Origin of the sequence: Variovorax sp. HW608 (genome assembly GCF_900090195.1) — a bacterium.
GTDB lineage: Bacteria > Pseudomonadota > Gammaproteobacteria > Burkholderiales > Burkholderiaceae_C > Variovorax.
In genome coordinates, this window is record NZ_LT607803.1 from 3,476,278 (window position 1) to 3,500,892 (window position 24,615).

Here is a 24,615-nt window from a genome sequence, read left to right on the forward strand (position 1 = left end):
CGCCATGACCGCCACCGCCGCCCGGCACGACGTCGTGATCATGGGCGGCGGGCTGGCCGGGCTCACGCTCGCGCTGCAGCTCAAGCAGACGTTCGCCGACATCGACGTGGTGGCGCTGGAGCGCCGGAACCATCCAGTGCCGCATGCGGCGCACAAGGTGGGCGAATCGTCGGTGGAGATCGGCGCGCACTATTTCGACACCGTGCTCGGCCTCGGGCCGCACATGCGGGGCGCGCAGTTGCGCAAGTTCGGCTTCCGTTTCTTCTTCAGCGAAGGGCGGCGCGACATCGATGCGGTGACCGAGATCGGCGCCAGCCGCTACCTCTTCGTGCCCAGCTACCAGATCGACCGCGGCATCTTCGAGAACTACCTCGCCGAGGAGGCCGCGCACCGCGGTGTGCAGTTCATCGACGGCGCGACGGTGCGCCGCATCGACCTGGCGGGCGACGCGCGATCGCCGCATCTGATCGAATGCGCGTGCGGCGGCGAGAACCGCGCGCTGCACGCGCGCTGGCTGGTCGATGCCTGCGGCCGCGCCGGCATGCTCAAGCGCAAGCTGCCGGTCAAGGTGATCTGGGACTACACCTACTACTGGGGCGTGCTGTCGCAGATCTTCTTCCAGCAGCGTCTCACCGACCTGGCGCTGCTGGGCCGGCTGCGCAGCGAGCTCTTGCATTGCCAGCGCCTGAACTTCGCGATGCAGGGCTTCCTGCGCGCCTGGTCGGCGGTGAGCCGGCGGCGCAATCCGCCGGTGCTGCTCGACCATGCCGCGCTGCCGTGGTTCGCCGAGCTGAACCGCAGCCTCACCGACCGGCTCGACGATCGCGCCTTCGTGCAGCGGCTGAAGGAGTCGACGCGGCGTCTCGACCTGCTCGCCGCCGAGGTCCTCGACCGCGCGACACGCGATCACCCCGCGCTCGATGGCGGCGGACTGCGCGCCGTACAGGGCGAGCGGCCGACATTGGTGGCCGGCGAGAGCCCTCGCGAACCGATGCTTTTCGCACCGGCCTGAAATATCCGGCGAAAGACGTTTACCCAACTTTACGCTGCGTTCAAGCCCGCTTGGCGGCGGGCGAGGAACCTTGCAAGATGCCGCCCCGCGGAGGGAAATAACGATGAGCACGCCCCAACTCCTGATGATCGAAGACGACACCCGCCTCGCGCAGATGGTGGGCGAATACCTGACGCAGTCGGGTTTCGGCTTCAGCCACGCCGCCGACGGCGCGACCGGCCTCGAGATGCTGCAGCAGCGCACGCCCGATCTCGTCATCCTCGACCTGATGCTGCCGGACACCGACGGCCTCGAGGTCTGCCGCCGCATCCGCGCGCTGCCCAACGGGCTGGCCAAGGTGTCGGTGCTGATGCTCACCGCCAAGGGCGATCCGATGGATCGCATCATCGGCCTGGAGATCGGCGCCGACGACTACCTTCCCAAGCCCTTCGAGCCGCGCGAGCTGCTCGCCCGCATCCGCGCGGTGCTGCGCCGCCGCGGCGAAAGCCAGGCCGATGCGGCCGCGCCGTCGGTGATGCGCTTCGGCTCGCTGGAAATCGACCGCAACGCGCGCACCGTCACGGTCGGCGGCGAGCCGGCGGACCTCACCTCCTACCAGTTCGACCTGCTCACGGCGATGGCCGAGCGCGCCGGCCGCGTGCTCACGCGCGACCAGATCATGGAAGCCGTGCGCGGCCGCGAGCTCGAAGCCTTCGACCGCTCGATCGACGTGCACATGGGCCGCATCCGCGCCGCGATCGAGGCCGACGCCAAGAACCCGAAGCGCATCCTCACCGTGCGCGGCGTGGGCTACGTGTTCGCCAAGCAGCAAGACTAGGCGCGGCGATGCTGCTGAACCTCTACCGGCGCCATCTCTACGTCCGCATCTGGCTGGCGGTCGTGGCGGGTGTCTTCATCCTCACGCTGACGGCCAACTGGATCGTGCGCGAGGCCGCCGAGTACGAGCGCGAGCGGCTGGCCCCGGTGCCGCGCAACGTGGTGGTTCTCGACGATCAGGACAAGGTGATCGGCGGCGGCACGGCCCTGCGCGTGCCGGGCCAGGGCCTGGAGTTCGATGTCAACCTGGGTGACGGGCGCAATGTCACGCTGCGCGTCGCCCCCCGGCCCCAAGGCGGACCGGGTGGCCCAGGCGGCCCCGGCGGGCCGGGCCTCGCGCCGTGGCGCACACCGTTCGGGCTCGGATGGATGGTGGCGCTGATCGGCGTCGCCGTCGCGCTGGGCGTCTACCCGATCGTGCGGCGGCTTACCAAGCGCCTCGAGGAATTGCAGCGCGGCGTGCAGAGCTGGGGCGAAGGCGATCTCTCGATGCGCGTCGCCGAAGACGGGCAGGACGAGGTGGCGGACCTGTCGAAGCGCTTCAATTCGGCGGCCGCCCGCATCGAGCAGCTCGTGCGCTCGCACAAGTCGCTGCTCGCCAACGCCTCGCACGAGCTGCGCTCGCCGCTCGCGCGCATCCGCATGGGCCTCGAACTGATGGGCGGCGAACGGCCCAGCGCGGCCGCGCGCGAGGAGATCTCGCGCAACATCGCCGAGCTCGACCAGCTGATCGACGAGATCCTGCTGGCCAGCCGGCTCGATGCGAAGGAAGCCGACATGGGCACCGTCGAGTCGGTCGACCTCACCGGCCTCGCCGCCGAAGAGTGCGCGCGGGTCGACGCCGACCTCGAACTGAGCGAAGGCACCCACAGCGACGCGCTCACGGTGCGCGGCGTGCCGCGCCTGCTGCGCCGCGCGATCCGCAACCTGCTCGAAAACGCCCGCCGCTACGGCGCCGGCGAAACCAGCGTCGAACTGGCGAGCCGCGGCAACCTGGCCGAGATCCGAGTCAGCGACCGCGGCCCGGGCGTGCCTGCCGCGCTGCGCGAACGCATCTTCGAGCCCTTCTACCGCCTGCCCGGCGCCAGCGAACGCAACGGCGGCGTCGGCCTCGGCCTCGCGCTGGTCAAGTCCATCACCGAACGCCACGGCGGCAGCGTCCGCTGCGAAGACCGGCCCGGCGGCGGCGCAAGTTTCGTCATCACCTTGCCGCATTGATTGGCTGAAGCGAGCCGGCGGTGACACGAAGTGAGCACGAGATAATCCTTTCATGAGAAAGAACATCGTCCGCCCCGCTGCCATGTTCTGGGGCCTCACGGTGTTCATGCCCGTCGGCGTCACCTACGTTGCGGCTTTCCTCCTCCTCATCGCGCTGTTCGCGGCCGGCGGCTGGCGCGAGCGCGCCGTGCGGCTGCGCGGCAATCCGATGTGGTGGCCGGTCATCGCCTACGTGGCGTGGACACTGGTCGTGCTGAGCTTGGAGCCGCACTATCCGCAGACCGGGTCGAACCTGGTCCACGGACTGCGCATCGCGGCCACGGTGCTGATGGCGCTCGCGCTCACGCAGGAGGAGGCCCTCTGGGCGCTGCGCGGCTTCTGGATCATCGGCCTGGTGAACCTGGTGATGATCGCGCTCTATTACACGGTCGGGTTTCCGATGCTCGAGGCGTGGCGTGGCGTGCTGGTCCTGGTCGGCAACAAGTCGATCAGCAACGCCCTGCTCTTCACCATCATGGCGGCGACGGCGTTCGTGTTCGCCCTCAAGTCGCTCATGGAGCACCGCCCGTGGCGCGCGGTGCCGGCCTTCGCGCTGGTGCTGGCCGTGATCGCGATCATCACGCTCACGCTGCCGTCGCGCACCTCGCTGCTCGCGCTGCTGATCGCCTCGGCTGCGGCTTGCGTGCACAAGTGGCGCCGGCAACTGGAGCTGCTCGCGGTGGCGATCGTGATCGGCGGCGCGGTGGTTGCAGCGGGCATCTGGAATTCGCCCACGGTGCAGCAGAAGTTCGAACTCGGCATGCAGGAAATCGAGGCCGCGCAGGGCGGCGCGGTGTCGGAAGGCAGCTGGGTGGTGCGCTACTACATGTACCGCGACACCGCGCGCATGATCATCGACCGACCCCTCGCCGGCTGGGGCATCGGCGGATGGACCGAGCAGTGGCACCTGCGCGGGCCGAAGCTGCTCGCCGACTACAACATGCCGCACAACGACTTTCTCTGGATGGGCTCGCAGGCGGGCGTTCCGGGTTCGCTCTGCCTGCTGGCGATCGTGCTCACCGCGATCTGGCTGGCCTGGCGGCGCGACGATGTCGCCGGCCGCCATGCCTTCGTCGCGACGCTGATCCTCCTCGTCGCCACCAGCCTCAACTCCGCGCTTCGCGATGCGCAGATCGGACTCTCGATCCTGTGGGTGTCGATGGTCTACCTGCGGCTCGCGCAGGCGCCGGGCGATTCATGGCGCGCTCTGGTGCCGCAACGCAATGCCGCCGTGCCGGCCCGGCTTCAGACCTGAAGGCGCGCGAAGTCCTTCACCGCGAAGATCAGCGCGCCGCCCTTGAGCAGGTCGACGACGGCATCGCGGTCCTTGTACGAGAAGACCATGCAGCCTTCGCTCAGGCCCGCGCTGCCGCGCTCGCGGACGTTGCGCGGCTCCATGGACAGTGCGCGTGGACCACGATGAGGCGCTTGTAGGCGTTGCTGTTGCTTGGCGACAGGCCATGCAGCCGCATCGACAGCCCATGCTCGAGCTGCTCGCTCACGTAGGTGTCGCCGGTGCGGTAGAGCCCGAGGCTGCTGGCTTCGCTGCCCTCGAGGTTGGAGAACGCCTCCGCATAGCCGTCGTCCGCGGGCGCCGCCGAGCCGATGCCATGCGCCACGATGAAGCTCTGGACGACCTGCCCGGAACTGCGCTCGACCACATGGAAGCGCGGCTTCGCCGAATGCCGCGAGAAGTCGACCACCGCGCCGAAAGGATGCTCCGACGGCTGAGCGAGCAGCTGCGCCACGGCGGCATCCATCAGCGACTTCGGCTCTTCCTCGGCGTGAACCCGTCTCTGCGCGCAAGCTGCGAGCATCGAGAGCGCGGTAGCGGCCGGCGCGAGGAGCACGGCGCGACGTTTCATCTGCCGCAAGCCCCTTCCAGCCCTGGAAGGCACGTCGAGTCCACGCCGCCATCCTTGGGCGGGCGAAAAAGGGTGTCAATCAGCCGCTGATATGGCTTGATCCTGTCAAGAGGGCGAGCCGATCCCTCCGGGTGCCGGATTGCAGAATCGTTCGCGAATGCCGGATGGGGAGCGCGACGGAGCCGGGTGCGTGAGCGACGGTTGATCATGCTGATATGCGTGGATTGGCTACCGACAGTTCATGTGTTCGTCGCGGGGCTGCCTGCTTTCTAGGGTCTGCGGTTGGCCACTTGCGTGGCTGCGCCAATAGCGGCCTCGAGGATTCCCCTGTGGCCGTGGCTGCGCCGCGTTCCCGATCCGGCCTCAGATGGTGTTGTCCGATAGGCGTTTCCTCAGCGGGTGTTTGCGACCCCGACTCGCTCACCGCGTGCAGGTACTCCTGGAAGGCGATCTGCTGCGCGGCGTGCGGCAGCGCCAGGCCGGCCAGCCAGCGTAGATGCGCCGCCGTCCAGGCACTCTTGCCCGCGTACACCACGCCGCTGCGCAACAGCAACGCCTTCAGCCGGTGGCGCGCGTTGCGCTGCTCGCGCACGGCATCTTCGCGAGCTCGCACCAGGTCGCGCAGCGCCTCGTCCACCGCGTCGGGCACGCGCACCGCGCTGAGTTCACCCGCGCGCGCCAGGCGCGCCAGCATCAACGCATCGCGCCGGTCGGTCTTCACCCGGTCGCCCGAGCGCCTGGGGATCGACGAGGGCGCCACCACCTCGCAGTGGTAGCCCAGCGCGCAGAGGTGGCGCTGCAGCACGAAGCCGCAGGGGCCCGCTTCGTAGACCACCTGCGCGCAGTGGCCCCGGCTGACCAGGCGGCGCAGGGCCTTGCTGACGGCAACGACGCCGCCGGCGACCACGCCCAGATGGCGCACCTCGCCGTCACGGCCGGCCTCGGCCAGGGCGATGTCGATGCTGTCCTTGTGGACGTCCAGGCCAACGTAAACGGTGGCCGCAGTGGTGGTAGATTGACTCATGGCCCGTCTCCTTGCACGTTGCAGGCTGTTCGCCCCTCGGGGTACAGCCTTGTGGCTCGGCGCACCCCACGGTGCGCAACCCACGGTAGTCCCGGAGACGGGCCTCCTCAACGGCTCAAGCCATTCTGTCTAGGAGTGTGGGCGGCAGAAGTCCGCCGCCCTGATGATCGCGACCGAGAGCGACCTTGGCGAGTCCGATTTTTTGGCGAAGCGCGCCGACGCCGCGTCGATGGACCTCATGTGTGCAGTGCGCGCCCGCTGGCGCAACCTGTTCGGATCAGATCTGCGCATCTCGCTACCCTTATGCCGTGCTCAGGGTGCCCATGCGCCGCAGATTCAGCGCCAGGCACACGAGTTTGAACTCGGCTTGCACTCGCTGCAGGCCGCGCAGGCTGAACTGGCGCAACCCCAGCACGCTCTTGATCCAGCCATTGGGCGGCTCAGCGATCCACTTGCGCTTGCGGTACGCCGTCTGGCCTTCCTCGGTCTGTAGCTTGGCGGCCATCGCTGCCGTGCGCGGCATCGCCGTTGCATCGATTTCGGCGCAGCGCTTGCCTTCCCGCCCCATGGCCACGACCAGATCGGTTGGCGAGTCGGCGAGGGCTTCGAAGTTGCTCTCGCTGCGATAGCCCGCGTCCGCCAGCGCCTGCTCGGGCACCATGCCGGTGTTGTCCTTCACCGCCTGGAGCATCGGCACGAGTTGGCCCACGTCGGCGGCGTTGTTGCCCAACTCGGCCGCCACGATGATGTGCGCTGCGCCGTCCACCGCCGTCTGGGCGTTGTAGCTGGCGTCGAAGCCGCCGCCGGCGCGCTTCATGATGCGGCTGTCGGGGTCAGTGAAGTTGTCTTGTGCCTTGGGCTCGGGCACGCCGAACTCGCGCTTGTAGCGCCCGCCCTTGGGGTTGCCGCCATCGTCGCGCGGGCGTCGGTCGTCGTCGTCGCTGCGCCCGCGCGCGATGTCGGCTTCTCGCTGTCGCTGCTCCAGTCGCTGGCGCGCCTCGGTGATGGCCTTCAGACGGTCCTCGCGCCGCTCTATCTCTGCAGGGATGTCAACTTCAGGCGCGTCGGCTTCGGCCGCATCGGCCGTCTTTGCCCGCTCCAGCAGCGCATTGATCTGCGCCTTGAGTTCGATTTCGGCCTGCTGCATGCGCTCGTAGCTCATCGCCTTGTGGCGGCTGGCATTGGCCTTGATCTTGGTGCCGTCGATGGCCACCGTGCCCAGCTTGACCAGCCCCATCTCCTGGGCCAGCTTGACCACCTGCACGAACAGATCGCTCAGCTCCTTGAGGTGCAGCGCGCGGAAGTCGCGGATCGTGCGGTGCTTGGGGAAATTGCCTGCGCCCAGCATCCGAAAGGCCAGATCCTCATGCAGCCGCCGCTCCATCTTGCGCGAGCTGAACACGCCAGTGGCGTAGCCGTAAATCAGAACCTTGACCATCATCGCCGGGTGAAACGGCTGGTTGCGCGAGCCGCCACCGTCGTAGCGCGCGTAAAACGCCTTCAGGTTCAAGGCATCGACACTGTCGCCGATGAAGTACGCCAGATGCCCCTTGGGCAGCCAGTCCTGCAGCGATGCCGGCAGCAACATCTCTTGCTCGGGTTCGTAGGGGCGGTAGCTCATGTTCGCTCAACGTCCCTCGCGCCTCGATGGTTCTCAGGGACTACCCTTCTGCCGCCCACACTCCTAGGCCGACCGTTCGTAGCCCACGAACGGCCCGAAGAACACCATGTCCTTTTCGAGGCCGGCGGCGAGCTCGTGCTGCCGAGGAAGTTCGTCGATGAACTCGGGCCACGACTGCGCGACATGCAGCGGCCATGCGTCGAGCTCGATGCGCGCGACGGGGCCTTGCGTCGCCAGGAACTCGAAGCCCTTCGCGGTGAGTTTGGTGATCGCGAGGCGCTGGGCGGCGTCCTTGTCCGCCGCGGTCACGTAGGCCGAGACATACGCGCCCGCCAATCCGGAGGACAGCTTGTTGCTGGAGCCGCGCCCCACCTTGACGTTGACGAGGAACAGGCCCCGCGCAGGCTGGGCCCGCGCACGGCGCCGGACCCTGAAGATGCCAAGGAGCGGAAGTGCCCGGATGGAGCCTCCACCCGCAACGCGAAGGAGACTCATGGACTTCAGTGGTGGCTGCCGGCCACTTCACCCGCCTTGAGGCGGTAGACCGTGCCGCAGTACGGGCACTTGGCTTCGCCGAGGCGCGCGACGTCGAGGTAGACCTTGGGGTGTGCATTCCAGAGCTGCATGTCCGCCTTCGGATTCGGGCAGAACACGCCGCCCTGGTCGTTCAGGTCTTTGGCGAGCAGTTCGATGACGGCTTTGGGGGACGACATGGGCTTCTTCAGACTTTGGTTAGCCAGTGGGCGTACTTGGGATTGCGTCCGTTCACGATGTCGAAGAACGCATTCTGGATCTTCTCGGTCACCGGGCCGCGCGAGCCGATGCCGATCTGCACGCGGTCGAGTTCGCGGATCGGCGTGACTTCGGCCGCGGTGCCGGTGAAGAAGGCCTCGTCGGCGATGTAGACCTCGTCGCGCGTGATGCGCTTTTGCACGACCTCGATGCCGAGGTCCTTGCAGATGTGCAGGACGGTGTTGCGCGTGATGCCGTTGAGCGCGCCGGCCGACAGGTCGGGCGTGTAGACCACGCCGCCCTTGACCACGAAGATGTTCTCGCCCGCGCCTTCGGAGACGAAGCCGGCCGAGTCGAGCAGCAGGGCTTCGTCATAGCCGTCCTCCGTCGCTTCCATGTTGGCGAGGATCGAGTTGCTGTAGTTGCTCACCGCCTTGGCTTGCGTCATCGTGATGTTGACGTGGTGGCGCGTGTAGCTCGAGGTCTTGACGCGGATGCCCTGCCTGAGGCCTTCCTCGCCGAGGTAGGCGCCCCACGACCAGGCGGCGACCATCGCGTGGATGGTGTTGCCCTTGGGGCTCACGCCGAGCTTTTCGGAGCCGATCCACACCAGCGGGCGCAGGTAGCAGCTCTCGAGCTTGTTGACGCGCACCACCTGCTTCTGCGCCTCGTTGACCTGCTCGGGCGTGAAGGGGATCTTCATGCGCAGGATCTTGGCGCTGTTGAAGAGGCGCTCGGTGTGCTCCTGCAGGCGGAAGATCGCGGTGCCACCTGCCGTGTTGTAGGCGCGCACGCCTTCGAAGACGCCGCAGCCGTAGTGCAGCGTATGGGTCAGCACGTGGATCTTGGCGTCGCGCCAGTCCACGAGATCGCCATCCATCCAGATCTTGCCGTCACGGTCGTCCAGTGCGGGGGGCAGCGCGCTCATGTTCTTTGTCCTTCGCGGGAGGGGGATGTCGCAAAAGCTGACGATTTTACGGCCGAGCCAGTTTCCGCCGCACGACAATGCTCGGCTTTGCCAATCAGCCAGAGTAAAGGGTTCCCGTGTCCGTTTTCAAGAACGTCATCGTCTACCGCATCGAGACCACGTGGTCGCAGCCGCTCGAAGAGGTCGAGAAGGGCCTCGACGCCCAGCGCTTCGTCCCCTGCGGCCCCTCGCAGGAGAAGTCCATCGGCTGGATCGAGCCCCGCGGCGAGGCGCACGGTCCCCTGGTCGAATCGGTGGGTGGGCAGTGGCTGCTCGAATTCATGATCGAGAGCAAGGCGCTGCCGGCCTCGGTGGTGCGCCGCAAGGTCGAGGAACGCGCCGCGCAGATCGAGGCCGCCACCGGCCGCAAGCCCGGCAAGAAGGAAAAGAAGGAGCTCAAGGAAGACATCACCCACGAGCTGCTGCCGCTGGCCTTCACGCGCCATGCGCGCGTGGCGGTGTGGATCGATCCGCAGACGCACCGGCTGGTGGTCAACGCGAGCAACGCGCAGCGCGCCGACGAGGTGGTCACAAGTCTCGTGAAGGGGCTCGACGGCTTCGCGGTCAGCCTCGTCAACACGCAGGTCGAGCCGGCCGCCGCGATGGCCGAGTGGCTCTCGAGCCAGGAGCCGCCGGCCGGCTTCACGATCGACCGCGAATGCGAGCTCAAGGCCAGCGACGAATCGAAGGCCGTGGTGCGCTACGCCAAGCACCCGCTGGACATCGACGAGATCCGCCAGCACATCGCCAGCGGCAAGCGCCCGACGCGGCTCGCGATGACCTGGGACGACCGCGTTTCCTTCGAACTGACCGAGGGCATGCAGCTGCGCAAGATCGTGTTCCTCGAAGGCACGCTCGATGAGGCGCCGGGCTCGGGCAAGGAAGACAACTTCGATGCCGACGCGGCGATCGCGACCGGCGAGCTGGGCCAGCTGGTGCCGGAGCTGCTCGCAGCGCTGGGCGGTGAAATGCAGCTCGGTGCCGCACCCGCCGCCGCACCGGCACCGGCCGCACCGGCCAAGGCCGAAGAAGAAGCGCTGGCCGACGAATCCGCGCCGTTTTAGGGCCTGTCCACACTATTTCCCGGGTCGCGGAAATAGTGTGAACAGGCCCCTAGCCGGCGCCAGGCGTTCAGACCGGCGGACGCAGCGCGTCCGTCGCGCCGGGCTTGACCGCATCGGACGCCGGCGCATCGGCCTCGATCGCGGCCGCCTCGTCTTCCGTGGGCTCGGGCCGCACGAGCTTCCATTCGGTCAGCTTGCCGTTGACGAAGCTCGCATCGACCCACGAGCCGCCGGCATCGGTCCAGCGGAAGACCTCGGGCTGCGTGTCCTTCGGCGAGCGCAGTTCGCCGATCGCGCGCGTGAGCGCCACCACGTGCAGCAGGCTCGCCTTGGGCTTGAGCTTGGCATTGAGCATCACCGCGCTCGCGACGGTGCCGATCGGGCGATCGGCCGCGCGCTTCAACACCTGGATCGCTCGGTTGAGATTCAGGAGCACGAACATCACCATCGCGCCCACGGCGAGCGCCACGCCGGCCCACCCGTAGCTGCGCCAGGCCCCCGCGATCAAAACGATGCCGACGAGGGGCACCAGGACTTTGCCGAAATTCATGGGCGCGATTGTCGCGCCGAGTTAAGGTCGGTATTCTCACCCGCACCAGCGCAGCGGCTCGCGGCCCTCGCCTCTTCCTTCACGATTGGCACATGGCCGGCGCGATTGTTGCAATATGGGGGTCTCGAATCAACTGCAACAAACTGTCTCCAAGTTAAGTCGCATTCCTACAAGCCCACTGGGAACGGCGTGCCCAGAATGGCTTGATATGCGATCAGCGCCCCTCTTCAAAGCGCCAGGGTCACCGTGACTGCTGCACTCGAACCTCCGCAAGGGAATTTCATGGTCGCGACGAACGCCGATCGCATGACCTTGCGCCATTGGCTGGTGAGTCATGCGCATGCGAGACCTTCCGCGCCTGCCCTGCTCGCGACCGGATATCCGACTCTCACCTACGCCGACCTGTCGGGCGTCGTCTCGCGTGCGGGCACATGGCTGGCGTCGAATGGCTTGGGCGTCGGTTCCCGCGTCGCCGTTTGCCTGCCGAGCGGCATGGCGCTGGCGATCGCCGTGCTGGCCGTTGGCTGCCATGCCACGGTGGTTGCGCTGCATCCCGGATTGACGGAATCCGAGCTGGCAGCCTTGCTGGCCGAGGCGCGCGCCGATGCCGTGCTGAGCTGGCCGGACGATCCGCTTGCGGCGCGGCTCGCGCGGCAGCAAGGAATCACGAGCCTTGCGCTCGATCTCGAACGGTTGCTGCCCAGCCCCACGGAAACGCTTGCCAGCGAAACCGACACGCGCGCCCGGCCCGCGCCGGATGACACGGCCTTCGTTCTCTTCACGTCCGGCACCACCGGGAAGCCCAAGCGCGTGCCGCTCACCCATCGGCAGGTGCTGGCTTCCGCGTGCAACATCGCGCGCCATCTCGGCCTGACCCCGGACGATCGCGGCCTGTGCCTGATGCCGCTCTTCCACAGCCACGGTCTGGTGGGAGGGCTGCTTGCGCCGCTCACGGCCGGGGCGTCCGTCGTGTGCACGCCCGGCTTCGACGGCCCTGCCTTCCTGTCGTGGCTCGCCGAGTTCGCGCCCACCTGGTACACCGCGGCCCCCACGATCCACCGGGCGGTCGCCGATCTGGCACTTGAGGCCAACGGCGCGCTGTCGACCCACAAGTTGCGTTTCATCCGCTCGGCCTCCTCGGCGTTGCCGCCCGATTTGATGCAGCGACTGGAAGACCTCTGGGGCGCACCGGTCATCGAGTCCTACGGCATGACCGAGTCCGCGACCCAGATGGCGAGCAACCCGCTTCCGCCCGGACTGCGCAAGGCCGGATCGGTCGGCTTGCCCGCGGGCGCCGCGTTGCGCGTCGTCGACGCCGGCGGAACCGAGCAGCCGGCGGGGAGCGTCGGCGGCATCGTGGCGCGCGGACCCGTGCTGTTCAGCGGCTATGAGGATGCGCCCGCGGCGAACGCCGAGGCTTTCCAGGATGGCTGGTTCGTCACGGGCGACCTTGGCTGGTTCGATGCCGATGGCTACCTGCACATCGTCGGACGCGACGCCGACATCATCAATCGCGGCGGCGAGAAATTCGCGCCCTTCGAAATCGAGCAGGCGCTGCTGCGCCTGCCCGCCGTGGCCCAGGCGGCCGCCTACCCGGTGCCGCATCCGACGCTGGGCGAGGACGTGCACGCCGCCGTGGTGCTGGAGCCTGGCCGCGACGCCGATCCGCACGCCCTTCGCACGGCGCTCTTCGGGACCATTGCCGACTTCAAGGTCCCCGCGCGCATCCACGTCCTGAACGAGATCCCCACAGGCAGCGGCGGAAAGCTGCAGCGCCGCCAGCTGCACCGGCAGATCGAGCGCGCCGCGCCCGCGCCCGCGCCCGGCGGCAGCGTGCGCGCTTTCACCGCCATCGAGGCGCGCACCGCGAGCCTTTTCGCCGGCTTGCTGGGCCGACCGGTCGCCAGTCCCGACGACAACTTCCTTGCACTGGGAGGCGACTCCCTGTCGGCGGCGCGCCTGGCGCAAGTGGTCAACGAGACCTGGGGCGTCGAGCTGTCCGCTTCGGCGGTGCTGGCCGCGCCCACGGTCGGCGCCTTCGCCGCGCTGCTCCAGGCCGCCATCGACGACGCCGATGCGCTTGGCGATGCACTGCAGAGCGAGATCGACCGACTCACCGACGAGGACATCGAGCGCCTCCTCGACCACGACACCTGACCACCACCCTCTGCTGCCACGAAATGGATGTCGCCCCTGACCTGAATCAACCCCCGCCGGAGGCCTTGGACATCGACATGGCCGTTGTCCGGCGCCGCCTGCTCGCGCGAAAGCTCCAGCAGCAGCGCGCTCTGCCGGCGTCGCGACCCGCCTCCGCGCCGCCGCAGGACGCGCCGCTGTCGTTCGCGCAGGAGGGGCTCTGGTTCCTCGATCTGCTGGAGGCCGGCAGCGCCGCCTACAACATCCATTCGGTCACGCGGCTGCAAGGGCCGCTGGACGCCGGGCGCCTCGAGCAAGCCTTGCGTGCGTTGGTCGCCCGGCACACCAGCCTGCGCACCTCGTTCCACGCGACCGAGCAGGGGCCGGTGCAACGCGTCATGCCGGTCGCGGAAGCCCTGGAAGGCTTTCGCTTCACACGCGTCCGAGGCCTGGCGCAGGAGGGCTCGGACGCGGTGCTCGACGCCCACATCGCCGCCAGCGTGGCCCGGCCCTTCGACCTGTCGCACGCACCCCTGCTGCGCGCCGACCTGTTGCGCGTCTCACCCGAGGATCACGTGCTGGTGCTGGTGATCCACCACATCGTCGCGGACGGCTGGTCGATGAGCATCATCCATCGCGAGCTCGCCCGGCTCTACGCCCGCAGCGGTGGAACGCCGCCGCTGACCGAACCGGTGCTTGCCTTCAGCGACCATGCAGCGCAGCAGCGAGAGCGATTCGAACACGGCGAGATGGGCGCTGCGCTCGACTACTGGCGCAACAAGCTGCACGACCTGCCAACCCTGCAGCTGCCCACCGACAGGCCCCATCCGCCGCAGGCCGGTTCGGCCGGCCGGACCCTGGCGTTTCGCATCGACGCCGGGCTCACGGCCGCAGTGCGGGCCTTCGCGACGCGGCAGGATGCCACGCTCTTCATGGCCCTGCTCGCGGCCTTCCAGGCGCTGCTCATGCGTTATACGGGCCAGGACGACGTTGCCGTCGGCGTGCCGTTCGCAGGGCGGGATGACCCGCGCGTGCGCGACGTGGTCGGCTTCTTCGTCAACACGCTGGTCCTGCGCGCCGATCTCGGCAGAGAGCCCTCCTACGTCGAGCTGGTGCGGCGCAGCCGCGAGGCGACGCTGGAGGCGCTGACGCACCAGGGGATGCCGTTCGACCGCCTGGTGAGCGAACTCAGTCCGGTCCGCGATGCAAGCCGCAACCCCCTCTACCAGGTGTCCTTCGCGCTGGAGAACTTCGACCACCGTGTCCTCCAGCTCGAAGGCCTGCACAGCGAGCGGCTGGGCGTGCACTCGCAAAGCGCCAAGTTCGACCTGTCGCTGAACGTGGTCGGGGTCGGGACGTGCCTCGAAGCCGAGATCGAATACCGCACCGACCTGTTCGATGCAGAGACCGTCGAGCGCATGGCGGCGCACTTGCGCCGGCTGCTCGCGGCCATGGTGGCAGAGCCCGAACGCGCGGTGGCCCGGCTGCCCTTGCTGGGCGAGGCCGAGCGGCAGCAGTTGCTCATCGAATGGAACGACAGCGCCCGCCCCCTCGCCAACGACCGGCCGGTGCACGTGCATGTTCGCGACCAGGCACTGCGGACGCCGCAGGCCATCGCGCTGCGCTTCGGCCAGGACGCCATGAGCTACGCGCAACTCGACGCGTCGTCGCAGCAGCTCGCCCACCTGCTGCGGCGCAAGGGCGTGGGGCCGGAGGCCGTGGTCGGCCTTTGCATGAAACGCGGCTTCGGCCTGGTGGTCGGGCTGCTCGCCGTCTTCAAGGCCGGCGGGACGCTGCTGCCGCTCGATCCGGACCATCCGCCCGAGCGCCTGCGCGCCATGCTCGCCGATGCGGCGCCCACGCTCGTGCTCGCAGAGGCGCCCTTCGGCGACGCCCTGCGGCAACTCGACGCGCTGCCGACATGCGAAATCCTCGAGGTGCAGGGAGGCGGCGGCGAGATGGCGCAGGAGCCGCTGCCCGCGCCGGACGAACTCAGCCGGCCGGAGCACATTGCCTACCTCGTCTACACCTCCGGCTCGACCGGCGAGCCCAAGGCCGCGCAACTGACGCACCGGGGCCTTTGCAATCACGTGCTCTGGATGAACGATGCGCTGCGGCTCGCCCCGGAAGATCGCGTGCTGCAGAAGACCTCGATCAGCTTCGACGCGTCGCTCTGGGAGTTCCTCGGGGCATTGAGTTCGGGCGCCGAGCTGGTGCTGGCGCAACCCGATGCGCACCGCGACCTGTCCTTGCTGGCCGAGACCATCCGCGAGCAGGGCATCACCGTCGTCCAGTTCGTGCCGTCGGAGATGCGCGCGATCCTGGACGAGCCGGCGATGCATCGCCGCACCCGCCTGCGCTACGTGCTCTCTGGGGGCGAAGCCCTGGACAGCGCACTCGCCCGCGCCTTTCGCCGGACGCTCCCCGGCGTCACGCTCGGCAATTTCTACGGGCCCAGCGAGGCCGCAGTGGACAGCGCCTGGTACGAGCCGGGCGAGCAGCTGCCGGAACGCCCCATCGTGCCGATCGGCCGCCCCATCGCCAATGTGCAGCTCTACGTGCTGGATGCCTGGCTGCAGCCGCAGCCGGTGAATGTCGCCGGCGAGCTGTATGTGGGTGGCGTGGGCGTGGGCCGCGGCTATCTCAACCGGCCGGAGCTGAGCGCCGAGAAGTTCGTGCCCAATCCCTTCCGGCCCGGCGAGCGCATGTACCGCACCGGCGACCTGGCCCGCTGGCTGAACGATGGCGTCGTCGAGTTCATCGGTCGCAACGACCAGCAGGTCAAGCTGCGCGGCTTCCGGATCGAGCTGGGCGAGATCGAGGCCGGCCTCCTCGGCTGCCCCGGCGTGCGTGCGGCCGCCGTGCTGCTGCGCGAGGACCTGCCGGGGCACAAGGAACTGGTCGCCTACGTCGCCTGCGAGACCGAGGCCAACGAGGATGCGTTGCGCACCGGACTCAAGGCGCGCCTGCCGGACTACATGGTTCCCGCGGCGTTCGTGTTTCTTCCCGCACTGCCGCAGTTGCCCAACGGCAAGATCGACCGGCGGCGCCTGCCGCAGCCCGATCCCGACGCGGCGGCCTCCGGCCGGATCGGGCCGCGCTCGCCGATCGAATCCGTTCTGCTGGAGACATGGCAGGCCGTGCTGGGCAGGTCCGGATTCGGGGTGCGGAACAACTTCTTCGACCTGGGCGGGCATTCGCTGCTCGCGACCCAGATCGTCTCCAGGATCAGCGCCACCTTCAGGATCGACCTGCCGGTTCGCAGCCTGTTCGAGCACCCGACGATCGAGGCGCTGGCCCGGGTGGTCGGGCGGCTGCTCGCCCGTTCGCCGGGCGGCGATGCGGCGGCGACCCGCCCCATCGCCGTGGTGTCGCGCGCGCAGCCGGCGCTCCTTTCGTTCTCGCAGCGGCGCATGTGGGCCCTGCACGAGATGGACCCGCAGGGCGCGGCCTACAACATGCGCGAGGCCCTGCGCGTGCGCGGCCCGCTGCGGCAAGACGTCCTGCGCGCCGCGCTGGACGAACTGGTCGCCCGGCACGAGGCCTTTCGCACCACCTTCGAGCTGGCGGGTGCCGAGCCCATGGCCGTCATCGGCCGGCCGCAGCCGGCAAACCTGATCGAGGTGGATGTACGCGCATGGTCCGGGCCGACGCGCCAGGCGCAGTTCGAAAGCGAGGCCCGGCGCATCGCGGCGCAGCCTTTCGACCTGCAGCGGGGCCCGCTGCACCGCTTCGTCCTCATCCAGCTCGGCGCGCAGGACCATGCGCTCGTGCTGGTGATGCACCACATCATCGGCGACGCCTGGTCATGGGGCATCCTGCTGCGCGAGCTGCAGGCGCTCTATCGCGCGGGCGCGCACGGAAAGGCAGCGCCGCCACCGCCGGCCCGCGCGATCGATTTCATCGACTATGCGAACTGGCAACGCGAGCATGTCAACGACGAGGTGCTCGCGCCGCAGGTGCGCTACTGGCTGCGGCAGCTTGCCGGCATGAGCCCGCTCAATCTTCCGGTCGACACCTCTGCGGCGCACCGCTTCACCAGCGAGGGCGCGCGCGTGCGGCAAGCGCTCTCCGACGACTGGTTCATGGCGATCCAGCGCTTCAGCGGGCAGCACGGAATGACTTCCTTCATGACCCTGCTGGCGGCCTTCCAGTGGCTGCTCTCGCGCTATTGCGGGCAGGACGACGTCGCCGTCGGCACGCCGATCGCCGGGCGCACCCGCGTCGAGGCCGAGGACCTGGTCGGCTCGTTGATCAACACGCTGGTGCTGCGCTCTGTCGTACAACCCGAGCAGAGCTTCCGCGCGCTGCTGCGCCAGGTGCGCGAAACCTGCCTGTCGGCCTTCGCCCATCAGGACGTTCCGCTCGACGATCTGGTCGGCTATCTGCGCGAGCACGGCGAAGGCGGCCGCATCCCCGACGTGCGCGTCATGTTCAACGTGCTCAACACGCCTCGCCAGGCCCTGGCGCTCGAAGGGCTCGAGCTCGACTACATGCCGCTCGGCCTCGGGGCGACGCAGTTCGACCTGGCGCTCACCGTCGACACCGAGAGCGAGAACGCGCTCTCCCTGAGCTATTCCACCGAGTTGTTCACGGCCGCCACCGCGCAGGCCCTGCTGGACAACTACCTGCATCTGCTGCAGCGCCTCATCCGCGAGCCGGACCGGCCGATGCGGGAGCATGCGCTCGCGAGTCCCCAGGAACTCGCCAGGTTGGCCGCATGGAACCAGACCGGGCGTGCCTATCCGCAGGGCCACACGATCAACGACCTCCTGGCCCGCCACTGCGGGGCCGAAGGCACCGCCCTGCTGCAGCTTCCAGGCGATGCGGCGAGCTATGCGCAGCTGTGGTCGGGCGTGCACCGGCTGGCCCACCTGTTGCGCCGACGCGGCGTGCACAGGGGCACGCTGGTCGGCCTCTGCCTCCAACGCGACCCCGGCATGGTGGTGGCGCAGCTCGCCGTCCTCCGGGCCGGGGCCGCCTATGTTCCGCTCGACCCCTCCTACCCGCAGCAGCGCCTGCACGACATGGCCCGGCACGCGCAGCTGTCGCTGCTGCTGACCCGCAGCGACTTGGCCGGGCACTGGCACGGCCTGTCGCTGCCGATGCTCCTCCTGGACGCCGCCGAGGTCGAGGCGGCGCCCGACACCGCGCCGCCGCCCGACGCCGAGCGCGACGCGCGGCCGGAGGACCCGGCCTATGTCATCTACACCTCCGGCTCCACCGGCAGGCCCAAGGGCGTGATGGTGCCGCACCGGGCGGTGGTGAACTTCCTGCTGTCGATGCAGCGCGAACCCGGCCTCGGCAAGGAGGATGTGCTGGTCGCGGTGACCACGTTGAGCTTCGACATCGCCGTGCTCGAGCTGCTGCTGCCGCTGTCCGTGGGCGCCACCGTCGTGCTCGCCACCCGCGAGCAGGCCATCGATGGCGCGGCGCTGCGGGTCCTGCTCGAACAGTCGGGTGCGACCGCGATGCAGGCGACGCCGACGACCTGGCGGATGCTCATCGACGCGGGCTGGAACGGCGCCCCCGGCTTCAAGGCGCTCATCGGCGGCGAGAGCCTGAGCGAGGACATGGCGCAGGCGCTGTCCGTACGCACCGGCGAGCTGTGGAACATGTACGGCCCGACCGAGACCACCGTGTGGTCCACCTGCTGGAAGGTGCCGGCCGCACCGGGGGTGATCGCTATCGGACGGCCGATCGCCAACACCAGCGTGCACGTGCTCGATGCGCGCGGCCAGCCCTGCCCCGTCGGGTGCTCCGGCGAGATCTTCATCGGCGGCGATGGCGTGGCGCTGGGCTACCTGAACCAGCCCGGGATGACGGCCGAGCGCTTCGTTCCGGATCCGTTCAGCCCCGCTCCCGGCGCGCGGCTTTACAGGACGGGAGACCGTGGACGCTGGCGCCACGACGGCCTGCTCGAGCACCAGGGGCGGCTCGACTTCCAGGTGAAGGTGCGCGGTCATCGCATCGAACCCGGCGAGATCGAAGCCCAGTTGCGGGCGCTGCCCGAGCTCTCGCAATGCCTGGTGGTGACACGCGAAGACCGGCCGGGCGATGTGCGGCTGGTGGCTTACGTGGTGGCGACGGAAGGCGCCACCGTCGACGACGCGCACCTCAAGGACCATCTCAGGGCCCGCCTGCCCGACTACATGCTGCCGCAGCACTACGTGACGCTGCAGGCATTGCCGCTGCTGCCCAACGGCAAGATCGATCGGCATGCGCTTCCCGCGCCCCTGTCCGAGGCGCGGGCCCGCCGGGAGGTCCGCAGCGCGGATCGCACGCCGGCCGAGGCAGCCCTCGCCGCTGTGTGGGCCGAGGTGCTTGGCATGGACCCGGACGAGATCGATCCGCGCGACAACTTCTTCGATCTCGGCGGCGACTCCCTGAAGGCCGGGCGCACGGTCATCCACTTCGAGCGCTCCTCGGGAGTGCGGCTGGAGACGCAGCGCCTGGTCTTCGAGACGCTGGCGCAAATGGCCCGCGGCATCGAGATGACGGACGCGCAGGCCCCGGCGCCGGCGGCCGAGCGCGCGGGCGACTCCTGGTTGAAGCGGCTGTTCAAGCTCCGGCCGTGAGCGGCCGGGTCTCCCGGTCGGCGCCGACCAGCAGGCTCCCGTCGACGTTTCGTATGTCCTGGCAGCCGCTCATTGCCAGCGAAGCGTCGATTTCGCTGCGCAGGATCTCGATGGCACGGCTCGCGCCCGACATGCCGCCGACTGCGGTGGCATAGAGCAGCATCCGACCGACCATCACCGCCTTCGCACCGGCCGCCATCAGTTTCAATACATCGCTGCCGCGCCTCACGCTGCTGTCGGCCAGCACGACCGTCCTGTCACCCACCGCGCGCGCGATCTCCGGCAGCACCTCGATGGGCGCCACCGCGCTGTCGAAGGTGCGCCCGCCATGATTCGAAACCACGATGCCGTCCGCTCCGAGCTCGGCCGCGAGGAGGGCGTCATCCGGGTGCAGGATGCCCTTGAGGACGAGGTTGCCCTTCCACTCGTCGCGCAGCCAGTGCATGTGCTTCCAGCCGAGGTCGGCCTGGTACGCCAGCGGCTTGCTCGATGCAAAGAGGGTGCTGCGATGCCCTGGCGGATAGTTCGAGTACGAAGGCACGCTGCCGGAAACCAGGTAGCGGCCGAGAACGCCGAATGCCCAGCGGGGGTGGAGCGCGACGTCGCAGACGTTGCGCGCCGAGAACCTGAACGGCAGGCCAAAGCCATTGCGCAGGTTGTACTCGCGCTTGCTCGCCACCGGGCTGTCGAGCGTGACGACCAGCGTCCGCACGCCCAAGCCCCAGGCACGCGCCAGCAGTTCGCGCACGCGCTCTTCGTCCTCCCAGACGTAGACCTGGAACCAGACGGTCCCTGCGCTCGCTTCGGTGATGTCCTCCAGGGAGTTGATGGCCTCCAGCGCGGCACAGAACGGGATCCTGCTCTCGGCTGCCGCCTTCGCAAGCTCGACTTCTCCGCGAAAGCGCACCAGCCCTGCACAAGCGGTGGGTGCGGCAATGATGGGGAGGTCGCATGCCTGTCCGAACAGGGTGATGGCCTGCGAACGGGTGCCACCGCCGGTCAACACCCGTGGACGGATGCGCACCGCGTCGAAGGCCGCCCGGTTGTGCCGAAGGCCGGCCTCATCCTCGGTGCCCCTGTCGATGTATTCGAACACGGCGCGAGGAAGCCGGCGCCTTGCGAGTTCCCTGAGTTCCGCGTGATTGAGGAAGGCATTCATGCAGAGGGTGGCTTGTCGTTACCAAAGAGCTTACTGCACGACCCAAGAATCGACGCTCGATCCGCGACAATCCCGGTTCTGCCCCTGAACACCCATGCAATCCAAGACTTTCTCCATCCTCCCGGTCGTCTTCGCCATCGCCGCGAGCACCCTGGTTCCAAGCTCCGAGTCCTTCGCAGCCCCCCACGCCGCCAAGCGCGCAACCCATACGAAACCCGCGGCCGAGGCACCCGCCCCGGCGCCAGTCGCCGGAGAGACCGCCGTGGCCGGCGGGCCGCCGGCGCTGCCCGCCAAGGCATGGCTGCTGATGGACTTCGACTCCGGCGAGGTGCTCGCCTCGGCCAATCCCGACGAACCGCTGCCGCCGGCGTCACTGACCAAGATGATGACCAGCTTCCTGGTCGAACAGGCACTTCGCTCGGGCAAGCTCAAGAAGGACGATCTGGTCACGACCAGCCAGTACGCCTGGTGCCGTGGCTCGAGCACCGAGTCGTGCATGTACCTGCCGCTCAACAGCCAGGCCACGGTGATCGACATCCTGCGCGGCATCATCATCCAGTCGGGCAACGACGCGTCCAAGGCGATCGCCGAGCACATGGCCGGCTCCGAAGAGGGCTTCGCCAAGCTCATGAATGCCGAAGCCCAGCGCCTCGGAATGACGCACGCGCATTTCGTGAACGCCACGGGCCTGCCCGATCCGGACCACAAGGCGTCGGCGCGGGATCTCGCGATCCTGGCGCGCGCGATCATCCGCGACAGTTCCGACTACTACCCGATCTACGCCGAGCGCGAGTTCAAGTACAACGGCATCAAGCAGGGCAATCGCAACGCCCTGCTCTACACCGACCCGACGGTCGACGGCCTCAAGACCGGCCACACCCAGGAGGCGGGCTACTGTCTCGTCACTTCGTCCAAGCGCAACGGGATGCGCCTGATCACGGTGATCCTCAACACCAACAGCGCGCAGGCGCGTGCCGACGAGACGCGCGCGCTGCTCGGTTGGGGCTACAGCAACTTCGAGAAGGCCACCCCCATTCAGCCGAACACGGTCGTCGCGACGGCCAAGGTCAGCTTCGGCAAGGCCGACACGGTTCCTGCAGCGCTGGCGTCGCCATGGTCGCTGACGGTGCCGCGCGGCCAGCAGGTGCAAACCTCGGCGCAGATCAAGCCCGACCTGGAGGCGCCGGTGACCAAGGGTGCGGTGATCGGCAAGGTGGTCGCGACCTCGAACGGCAAGCCGGTGGGAGAAGCGCCGCTGGTCGCGCAGGCCGACGTGGAACGCGCGGGCTTCATGCTGCGCTCGTGGCAGCACGTGGCCAAGTGGTTTGGCAAGTAACTGGCAGCTAGCGGTCCCGCGAGCACCGCCGCTCGCGGATCGCCTGGACTATTCCCTGAGCCGCAGGTTGAGTTGATCGACCAGTTCGGCCCAGTCCGCGTCTTCGTCGATCTCGTCGCGCAGGAAATTCGCCTGCGACGAGGTCCAGAACGGGGCGTCCGCGAGCCGGACGCCGGCAGCCAGCGGCCGATGCTTCGAGATGAACGCTTCGATCTCCTCGAACGAGTCGGGCAAGCCGAGCTGGCCGAAAAGGTCCTTCAGGGTATGGTTCGAGAATTCCATGTGATCGACCGCTTGCTGGTTCAGAGCTTGTAGCCGAACTGGCGCAGCAGACCCTTTCGCGCCACGACGTCGGATTCGGTTTCGACGCCCTTGCTTCTCAGGCCATCCACGACGCCGAGGATGCCGCGCCCGCTCCCGGTGTCAGCCACGACGACTTCCGTCGCGTTGGCGGTCGCACAGTAGATGCCGCAAACCTCCGGCACGGCCTTGATGGTATTCAGGATGTTGATCGGAAATCCACCGGCCATGAAGATGATGAAGCAATGTCCGCAGCCAAGCGCCAGGGCGTTCCTTTGCGCCAGTTCGACGAGTTCGGCGTCGTTTCCCGTTCGGCGAACCAGTGCCGGGCCACTCGACTCGCAGAACGCGATGCCGAACTTCATCTGGGGCGCCGTCTGAACGATCGCCTCGTGCAGATCCTCGACCGTCTTGATGAAGTGCGATTGGCCGAGGATGAAGTTCATGTCGTCCGGCTTGTCGATCGGGACGGTTGTGAGTTCCACGGCTGTCTCCTTCGAGCGAAAACACGCTCCCGCCCATTCTGAAGAACTTGCAGCCGCCCAGGCCGAGTGCCTCCTCGGCCATCAGGGTCTCCCGGTCGAAGTTGCCGGAATGCCCCTGCGCTTTGCTCAAATGCGGAAACGAACGCCCTGGCGCCGCGTCAAACTCTGTGGAGGCAATCATGGCGAGACTGGTCATGCGCACGCGCAGCAAGCCCTATCCGATCGAGATCGGCGGCGAGACGAAATTCATCTGCGGTTGCGGCCTGTCGGCGAACCAGCCCTTCTGCGACGGCACGCACAAGCTGACGCGCGACGAGCAGGAAGGATCTCTCTTCTGGTACGACGCCGACGTGCAACGCAAGGAGCTCGCGCACGCGTTCCCCAACATCCGCACCCCGAGCGAATAGACCGACCCCAGATGCCGGAAAGCACCATGAGCGAGCCGGACTTCACGATGCTGCGGCAGCGCATGCTGGCCGAGATCGCCGCCAAGACGATCTTCTCGACCACGTATCTGGGCAAGGCGGCGCTGGACTCGAAGGTCATGAACGCCATGGCCACGGTGCCGCGCCACGCGTTCGTGCCCTTCGAGCTGCGGCCCTACGCCTACGTCGATACACCCTTGCCGATCGGCTTCAGCAAGACGATCTCGCAGCCCTTCATCGTCGCCGTCATGACCGATCTGCTCGACGTGCAGCCGACCGACACGGTGCTCGAGGTCGGCACGGGGCTGGGCTACCAGTCGGCGATCCTTTCGGAACTCGCGCACCGCGTCTTCACTGTCGAGATCATCGAGGAGCTGGCCGAGCAGGCCGCGCATCGGCTGGCCGACCAAGGGTGCGACAACGTCGAGATCAGGACCGGCAACGGTTGCCAGGGCTGGCCCGAACATGCGCCGTTCGACAAGATCATCGTGACAGCGGCGCCCGAGCTGATTCCGCCCGCGCTCATCTACCAGTTGAAGCCGGGCGGCACGATGGTGATACCCGCCGGGTTGCCCGATGCACAGCAGCTCATCCAGCTCAAGAAGGACGCGCAGGGTTCGGTCACGACAAGGGAAGTCTTCCAGGTACTTTTCTCGATGCTCGAGGATGTCGCCCTGCCGTGAATCGGCGGCTGCGAACGAGGCGGGCTATTTCCTCGGCGCGTCCAGCTTGACCTTCGACGGGCCGATCCCCCGGACATCCGCCCACGCCTTGGCGTCGAAGCGGAACTCGGCGACGGCGCACGTGGGCATGTCGGTGATTTCGCTCGACAGCCGGTGCGCGAGTTCGGCGAACTCGGGGTTGTGTCCGAAGAGCATCACGCGGTTCAGCTTGTCATCCAGTGCGCAAATGACGGCGAGCAGGTCGTCCGGGCTGCTCGCATAGAGCCGTTCATCGACGACGATGTTCTTGCGCGGATAGCCGATCTCGTCGGCGATCAGTTGCGCTGTCGTCAGCGCGCGCAGTGCCGGGCTCGACACCAGCAGATCGGGCTTCAGCTCGCGCTTGCCGAGGCGCTTGCCCATCATCGGCGCGTCCTGGCGGCCGCGATCGTCCAACGGCCGCTCCCGGTCGGGCAACGACGGATCGTCGCGACTCGATTTGGCATGCCGCACGAGAAACAAGGTTTTCACGATCAGCCCTCGGTCTCATTCGACTCTACACCCTGGCGAGCCGGTGTGACCGGCTTGCGCCTCGCTCTTCCCATCCAGGCTCGATCGTGGCACGC

The 24,615-nt window shown here is 68.1% G+C and carries 22 protein-coding genes; 10 read left to right on the forward strand and 12 right to left on the reverse strand.

The window, feature by feature from the left end; translation table 11 throughout:
• The first annotated feature begins 4 nt into the window (after positions 1–4).
• The 4 genes from VAR608DRAFT_RS16350 (at position 5) to VAR608DRAFT_RS16365 (ending at position 4,340) form a co-directional block, all read left to right on the forward strand.
• On the forward strand, positions 5–1,012 hold the full coding sequence (locus VAR608DRAFT_RS16350) for an NAD(P)/FAD-dependent oxidoreductase (RefSeq protein WP_172843859.1): 1,008 nt from the start codon (positions 5–7) through the stop codon (positions 1,010–1,012).
• A 103-nt stretch (positions 1,013–1,115) separates the two neighbouring features.
• A complete protein-coding gene (locus tag VAR608DRAFT_RS16355; RefSeq protein ID WP_088958822.1) occupies positions 1,116–1,829 on the forward strand; it encodes a response regulator in 714 nt (237 codons plus the stop codon).
• Between the two features lie 8 nt (positions 1,830–1,837).
• Positions 1,838–3,046, forward strand: coding sequence for an ATP-binding protein (locus VAR608DRAFT_RS16360; protein ID WP_088955009.1), 1,209 nt, complete (start codon positions 1,838–1,840; stop codon positions 3,044–3,046).
• A gap of 52 nt (positions 3,047–3,098) precedes the next feature.
• Positions 3,099–4,340: an O-antigen ligase family protein gene (locus tag VAR608DRAFT_RS16365; RefSeq protein WP_088955010.1), complete on the forward strand. Its 1,242-nt coding sequence runs from the start codon at positions 3,099–3,101 to the stop codon at positions 4,338–4,340.
• On the opposite strand, the gene VAR608DRAFT_RS37075 is transcribed toward VAR608DRAFT_RS16365, so the two are convergent.
• From VAR608DRAFT_RS37075 to VAR608DRAFT_RS16395, 7 genes are all read right to left on the reverse strand, one after another.
• Positions 4,331–4,483: a hypothetical protein gene (locus VAR608DRAFT_RS37075; RefSeq protein ID WP_157731007.1), complete on the reverse strand. Its 153-nt coding sequence runs from the start codon at positions 4,481–4,483 to the stop codon at positions 4,331–4,333. The two genes, VAR608DRAFT_RS16365 and VAR608DRAFT_RS37075, sit on opposite strands and share 10 nt — an antisense overlap.
• Entirely contained in the window at positions 4,441–4,950 is a 510-nt protein-coding gene (locus VAR608DRAFT_RS16370; protein WP_088955011.1) for a murein L,D-transpeptidase catalytic domain-containing protein, read from the reverse strand. The genes VAR608DRAFT_RS37075 and VAR608DRAFT_RS16370 overlap by 43 nt, the downstream gene beginning before the upstream one ends.
• A 205-nt stretch (positions 4,951–5,155) precedes the next feature.
• On the reverse strand, positions 5,156–5,974 hold the full coding sequence (locus tag VAR608DRAFT_RS16375) for an IS110 family transposase (protein ID WP_088955012.1): 819 nt from the start codon (positions 5,972–5,974) through the stop codon (positions 5,156–5,158).
• 301 nt (positions 5,975–6,275) lie between these two features.
• Entirely contained in the window at positions 6,276–7,595 is a 1,320-nt protein-coding gene (locus VAR608DRAFT_RS16380) for an IS1182 family transposase (protein ID WP_088955013.1), read from the reverse strand.
• A gap of 63 nt (positions 7,596–7,658) precedes the next feature.
• Positions 7,659–8,090, reverse strand: a complete 432-nt coding sequence (locus VAR608DRAFT_RS16385) for a hypothetical protein (RefSeq protein WP_088955014.1) — start codon at positions 8,088–8,090, stop codon at positions 7,659–7,661.
• A gap of 5 nt (positions 8,091–8,095) precedes the next feature.
• Positions 8,096–8,308 carry a zinc-finger domain-containing protein gene (locus tag VAR608DRAFT_RS16390; RefSeq protein WP_088955015.1) on the reverse strand — a complete coding sequence of 71 codons (213 nt, stop codon included), beginning with the start codon at positions 8,306–8,308 and terminating at the stop codon, positions 8,096–8,098.
• Between the two features lie 8 nt (positions 8,309–8,316).
• Positions 8,317–9,255 (reverse strand): branched-chain amino acid transaminase, encoded by a 939-nt coding sequence (locus VAR608DRAFT_RS16395; protein WP_088955016.1) that lies wholly within the window; start codon positions 9,253–9,255, stop codon positions 8,317–8,319.
• A gap of 116 nt (positions 9,256–9,371) precedes the next feature.
• On the opposite strand from VAR608DRAFT_RS16395, the gene VAR608DRAFT_RS16400 reads away from it, so the two are divergent.
• The gene (locus VAR608DRAFT_RS16400) at positions 9,372–10,358 is read left to right on the forward strand and encodes a recombination-associated protein RdgC (RefSeq protein WP_088955017.1); all 987 of its coding nucleotides are present in this window, start codon (positions 9,372–9,374) and stop codon (positions 10,356–10,358) included.
• A 67-nt stretch (positions 10,359–10,425) separates the two neighbouring features.
• Here VAR608DRAFT_RS16400 and VAR608DRAFT_RS16405 read toward each other — a convergent pair whose 3' ends face one another.
• Entirely contained in the window at positions 10,426–10,917 is a 492-nt protein-coding gene (locus VAR608DRAFT_RS16405; RefSeq protein WP_088955018.1) for a glycerate kinase, read from the reverse strand.
• A gap of 273 nt (positions 10,918–11,190) precedes the next feature.
• Between VAR608DRAFT_RS16405 and VAR608DRAFT_RS16410 the strand changes: the two genes are divergently transcribed.
• The gene (locus VAR608DRAFT_RS16410; RefSeq protein WP_088955019.1) at positions 11,191–13,065 is read left to right on the forward strand and encodes a non-ribosomal peptide synthetase; all 1,875 of its coding nucleotides are present in this window, start codon (positions 11,191–11,193) and stop codon (positions 13,063–13,065) included.
• Positions 13,066–13,142: 77 nt separating this feature from the next.
• The gene (locus VAR608DRAFT_RS16415; protein WP_172843860.1) at positions 13,143–19,622 is read left to right on the forward strand and encodes a non-ribosomal peptide synthetase; all 6,480 of its coding nucleotides are present in this window, start codon (positions 13,143–13,145) and stop codon (positions 19,620–19,622) included.
• Here VAR608DRAFT_RS16415 and VAR608DRAFT_RS16420 read toward each other — a convergent pair.
• Entirely contained in the window at positions 19,606–20,781 is a 1,176-nt protein-coding gene (locus tag VAR608DRAFT_RS16420; RefSeq protein ID WP_088955021.1) for an alpha-hydroxy acid oxidase, read from the reverse strand. The genes VAR608DRAFT_RS16415 and VAR608DRAFT_RS16420 overlap by 17 nt on opposite strands.
• Positions 20,782–20,875: 94 nt before the next feature.
• Between VAR608DRAFT_RS16420 and VAR608DRAFT_RS16425 the strand changes: the two genes are divergently transcribed.
• Positions 20,876–22,117, forward strand: coding sequence for a D-alanyl-D-alanine carboxypeptidase family protein (locus VAR608DRAFT_RS16425; RefSeq protein ID WP_088955022.1), 1,242 nt, complete (start codon positions 20,876–20,878; stop codon positions 22,115–22,117).
• Between the two features lie 48 nt (positions 22,118–22,165).
• Here VAR608DRAFT_RS16425 and VAR608DRAFT_RS16430 read toward each other — a convergent pair whose 3' ends face one another.
• Positions 22,166–22,399 carry a DUF2789 domain-containing protein gene (locus VAR608DRAFT_RS16430; RefSeq protein ID WP_088955023.1) on the reverse strand — a complete coding sequence of 78 codons (234 nt, stop codon included), beginning with the start codon at positions 22,397–22,399 and terminating at the stop codon, positions 22,166–22,168.
• A gap of 20 nt (positions 22,400–22,419) precedes the next feature.
• Entirely contained in the window at positions 22,420–22,902 is a 483-nt protein-coding gene (locus VAR608DRAFT_RS16435; RefSeq protein ID WP_088955024.1) for an adenosine-specific kinase, read from the reverse strand.
• 179 nt (positions 22,903–23,081) lie between these two features.
• On the opposite strand from VAR608DRAFT_RS16435, the gene VAR608DRAFT_RS16440 reads away from it, so the two are divergent.
• Both VAR608DRAFT_RS16440 and VAR608DRAFT_RS16445 read left to right on the forward strand, forming a co-directional pair.
• The gene (locus tag VAR608DRAFT_RS16440; protein ID WP_088955025.1) at positions 23,082–23,309 is read left to right on the forward strand and encodes a CDGSH iron-sulfur domain-containing protein; all 228 of its coding nucleotides are present in this window, start codon (positions 23,082–23,084) and stop codon (positions 23,307–23,309) included.
• Between the two features lie 26 nt (positions 23,310–23,335).
• Positions 23,336–24,010, forward strand: a complete 675-nt coding sequence (locus tag VAR608DRAFT_RS16445; RefSeq protein WP_172843861.1) for a protein-L-isoaspartate(D-aspartate) O-methyltransferase — start codon at positions 23,336–23,338, stop codon at positions 24,008–24,010.
• Positions 24,011–24,034: 24 nt separating this feature from the next.
• On the opposite strand, the gene VAR608DRAFT_RS16450 is transcribed toward VAR608DRAFT_RS16445, so the two are convergent.
• The gene (locus VAR608DRAFT_RS16450; RefSeq protein ID WP_088955027.1) at positions 24,035–24,520 is read right to left on the reverse strand and encodes a SixA phosphatase family protein; all 486 of its coding nucleotides are present in this window, start codon (positions 24,518–24,520) and stop codon (positions 24,035–24,037) included.
• Between the last annotated feature and the right edge of the window lie 95 nt (positions 24,521–24,615).

Excerpts from the sequence above, each read along its gene's own strand:
- VAR608DRAFT_RS16350 (WP_172843859.1), top strand. The coding sequence starts at position 5 with ATGACCGCCACCGCCGCCCGGCACGACGTCGTGATCATGGGCGGCGGG.
- VAR608DRAFT_RS16355 (WP_088958822.1), top strand. The coding sequence starts at position 1,116 with ATGAGCACGCCCCAACTCCTGATGATCGAAGACGACACCCGCCTCGCG.
- VAR608DRAFT_RS16360 (WP_088955009.1), top strand. The coding sequence starts at position 1,838 with ATGCTGCTGAACCTCTACCGGCGCCATCTCTACGTCCGCATCTGGCTG.
- VAR608DRAFT_RS16365 (WP_088955010.1), top strand. The coding sequence starts at position 3,099 with ATGAGAAAGAACATCGTCCGCCCCGCTGCCATGTTCTGGGGCCTCACG.
- VAR608DRAFT_RS37075 (WP_157731007.1), bottom strand. The coding sequence starts at position 4,483 with ATGGAGCCGCGCAACGTCCGCGAGCGCGGCAGCGCGGGCCTGAGCGAA.
- VAR608DRAFT_RS16370 (WP_088955011.1), bottom strand. The coding sequence starts at position 4,950 with ATGAAACGTCGCGCCGTGCTCCTCGCGCCGGCCGCTACCGCGCTCTCG.
- VAR608DRAFT_RS16375 (WP_088955012.1), bottom strand. The coding sequence starts at position 5,974 with ATGAGTCAATCTACCACCACTGCGGCCACCGTTTACGTTGGCCTGGAC.
- VAR608DRAFT_RS16380 (WP_088955013.1), bottom strand. The coding sequence starts at position 7,595 with ATGAGCTACCGCCCCTACGAACCCGAGCAAGAGATGTTGCTGCCGGCA.
- VAR608DRAFT_RS16385 (WP_088955014.1), bottom strand. The coding sequence starts at position 8,090 with ATGAGTCTCCTTCGCGTTGCGGGTGGAGGCTCCATCCGGGCACTTCCG.
- VAR608DRAFT_RS16390 (WP_088955015.1), bottom strand. The coding sequence starts at position 8,308 with ATGTCGTCCCCCAAAGCCGTCATCGAACTGCTCGCCAAAGACCTGAAC.
- VAR608DRAFT_RS16395 (WP_088955016.1), bottom strand. The coding sequence starts at position 9,255 with ATGAGCGCGCTGCCCCCCGCACTGGACGACCGTGACGGCAAGATCTGG.
- VAR608DRAFT_RS16410 (WP_088955019.1), top strand. The coding sequence starts at position 11,191 with ATGGTCGCGACGAACGCCGATCGCATGACCTTGCGCCATTGGCTGGTG.
- VAR608DRAFT_RS16415 (WP_172843860.1), top strand. The coding sequence starts at position 13,143 with ATGGCCGTTGTCCGGCGCCGCCTGCTCGCGCGAAAGCTCCAGCAGCAG.
- VAR608DRAFT_RS16420 (WP_088955021.1), bottom strand. The coding sequence starts at position 20,781 with ATGAATGCCTTCCTCAATCACGCGGAACTCAGGGAACTCGCAAGGCGC.
- VAR608DRAFT_RS16425 (WP_088955022.1), top strand. The coding sequence starts at position 20,876 with ATGCAATCCAAGACTTTCTCCATCCTCCCGGTCGTCTTCGCCATCGCC.
- VAR608DRAFT_RS16430 (WP_088955023.1), bottom strand. The coding sequence starts at position 22,399 with ATGGAATTCTCGAACCATACCCTGAAGGACCTTTTCGGCCAGCTCGGC.
- VAR608DRAFT_RS16440 (WP_088955025.1), top strand. The coding sequence starts at position 23,082 with ATGGCGAGACTGGTCATGCGCACGCGCAGCAAGCCCTATCCGATCGAG.
- VAR608DRAFT_RS16445 (WP_172843861.1), top strand. The coding sequence starts at position 23,336 with ATGAGCGAGCCGGACTTCACGATGCTGCGGCAGCGCATGCTGGCCGAG.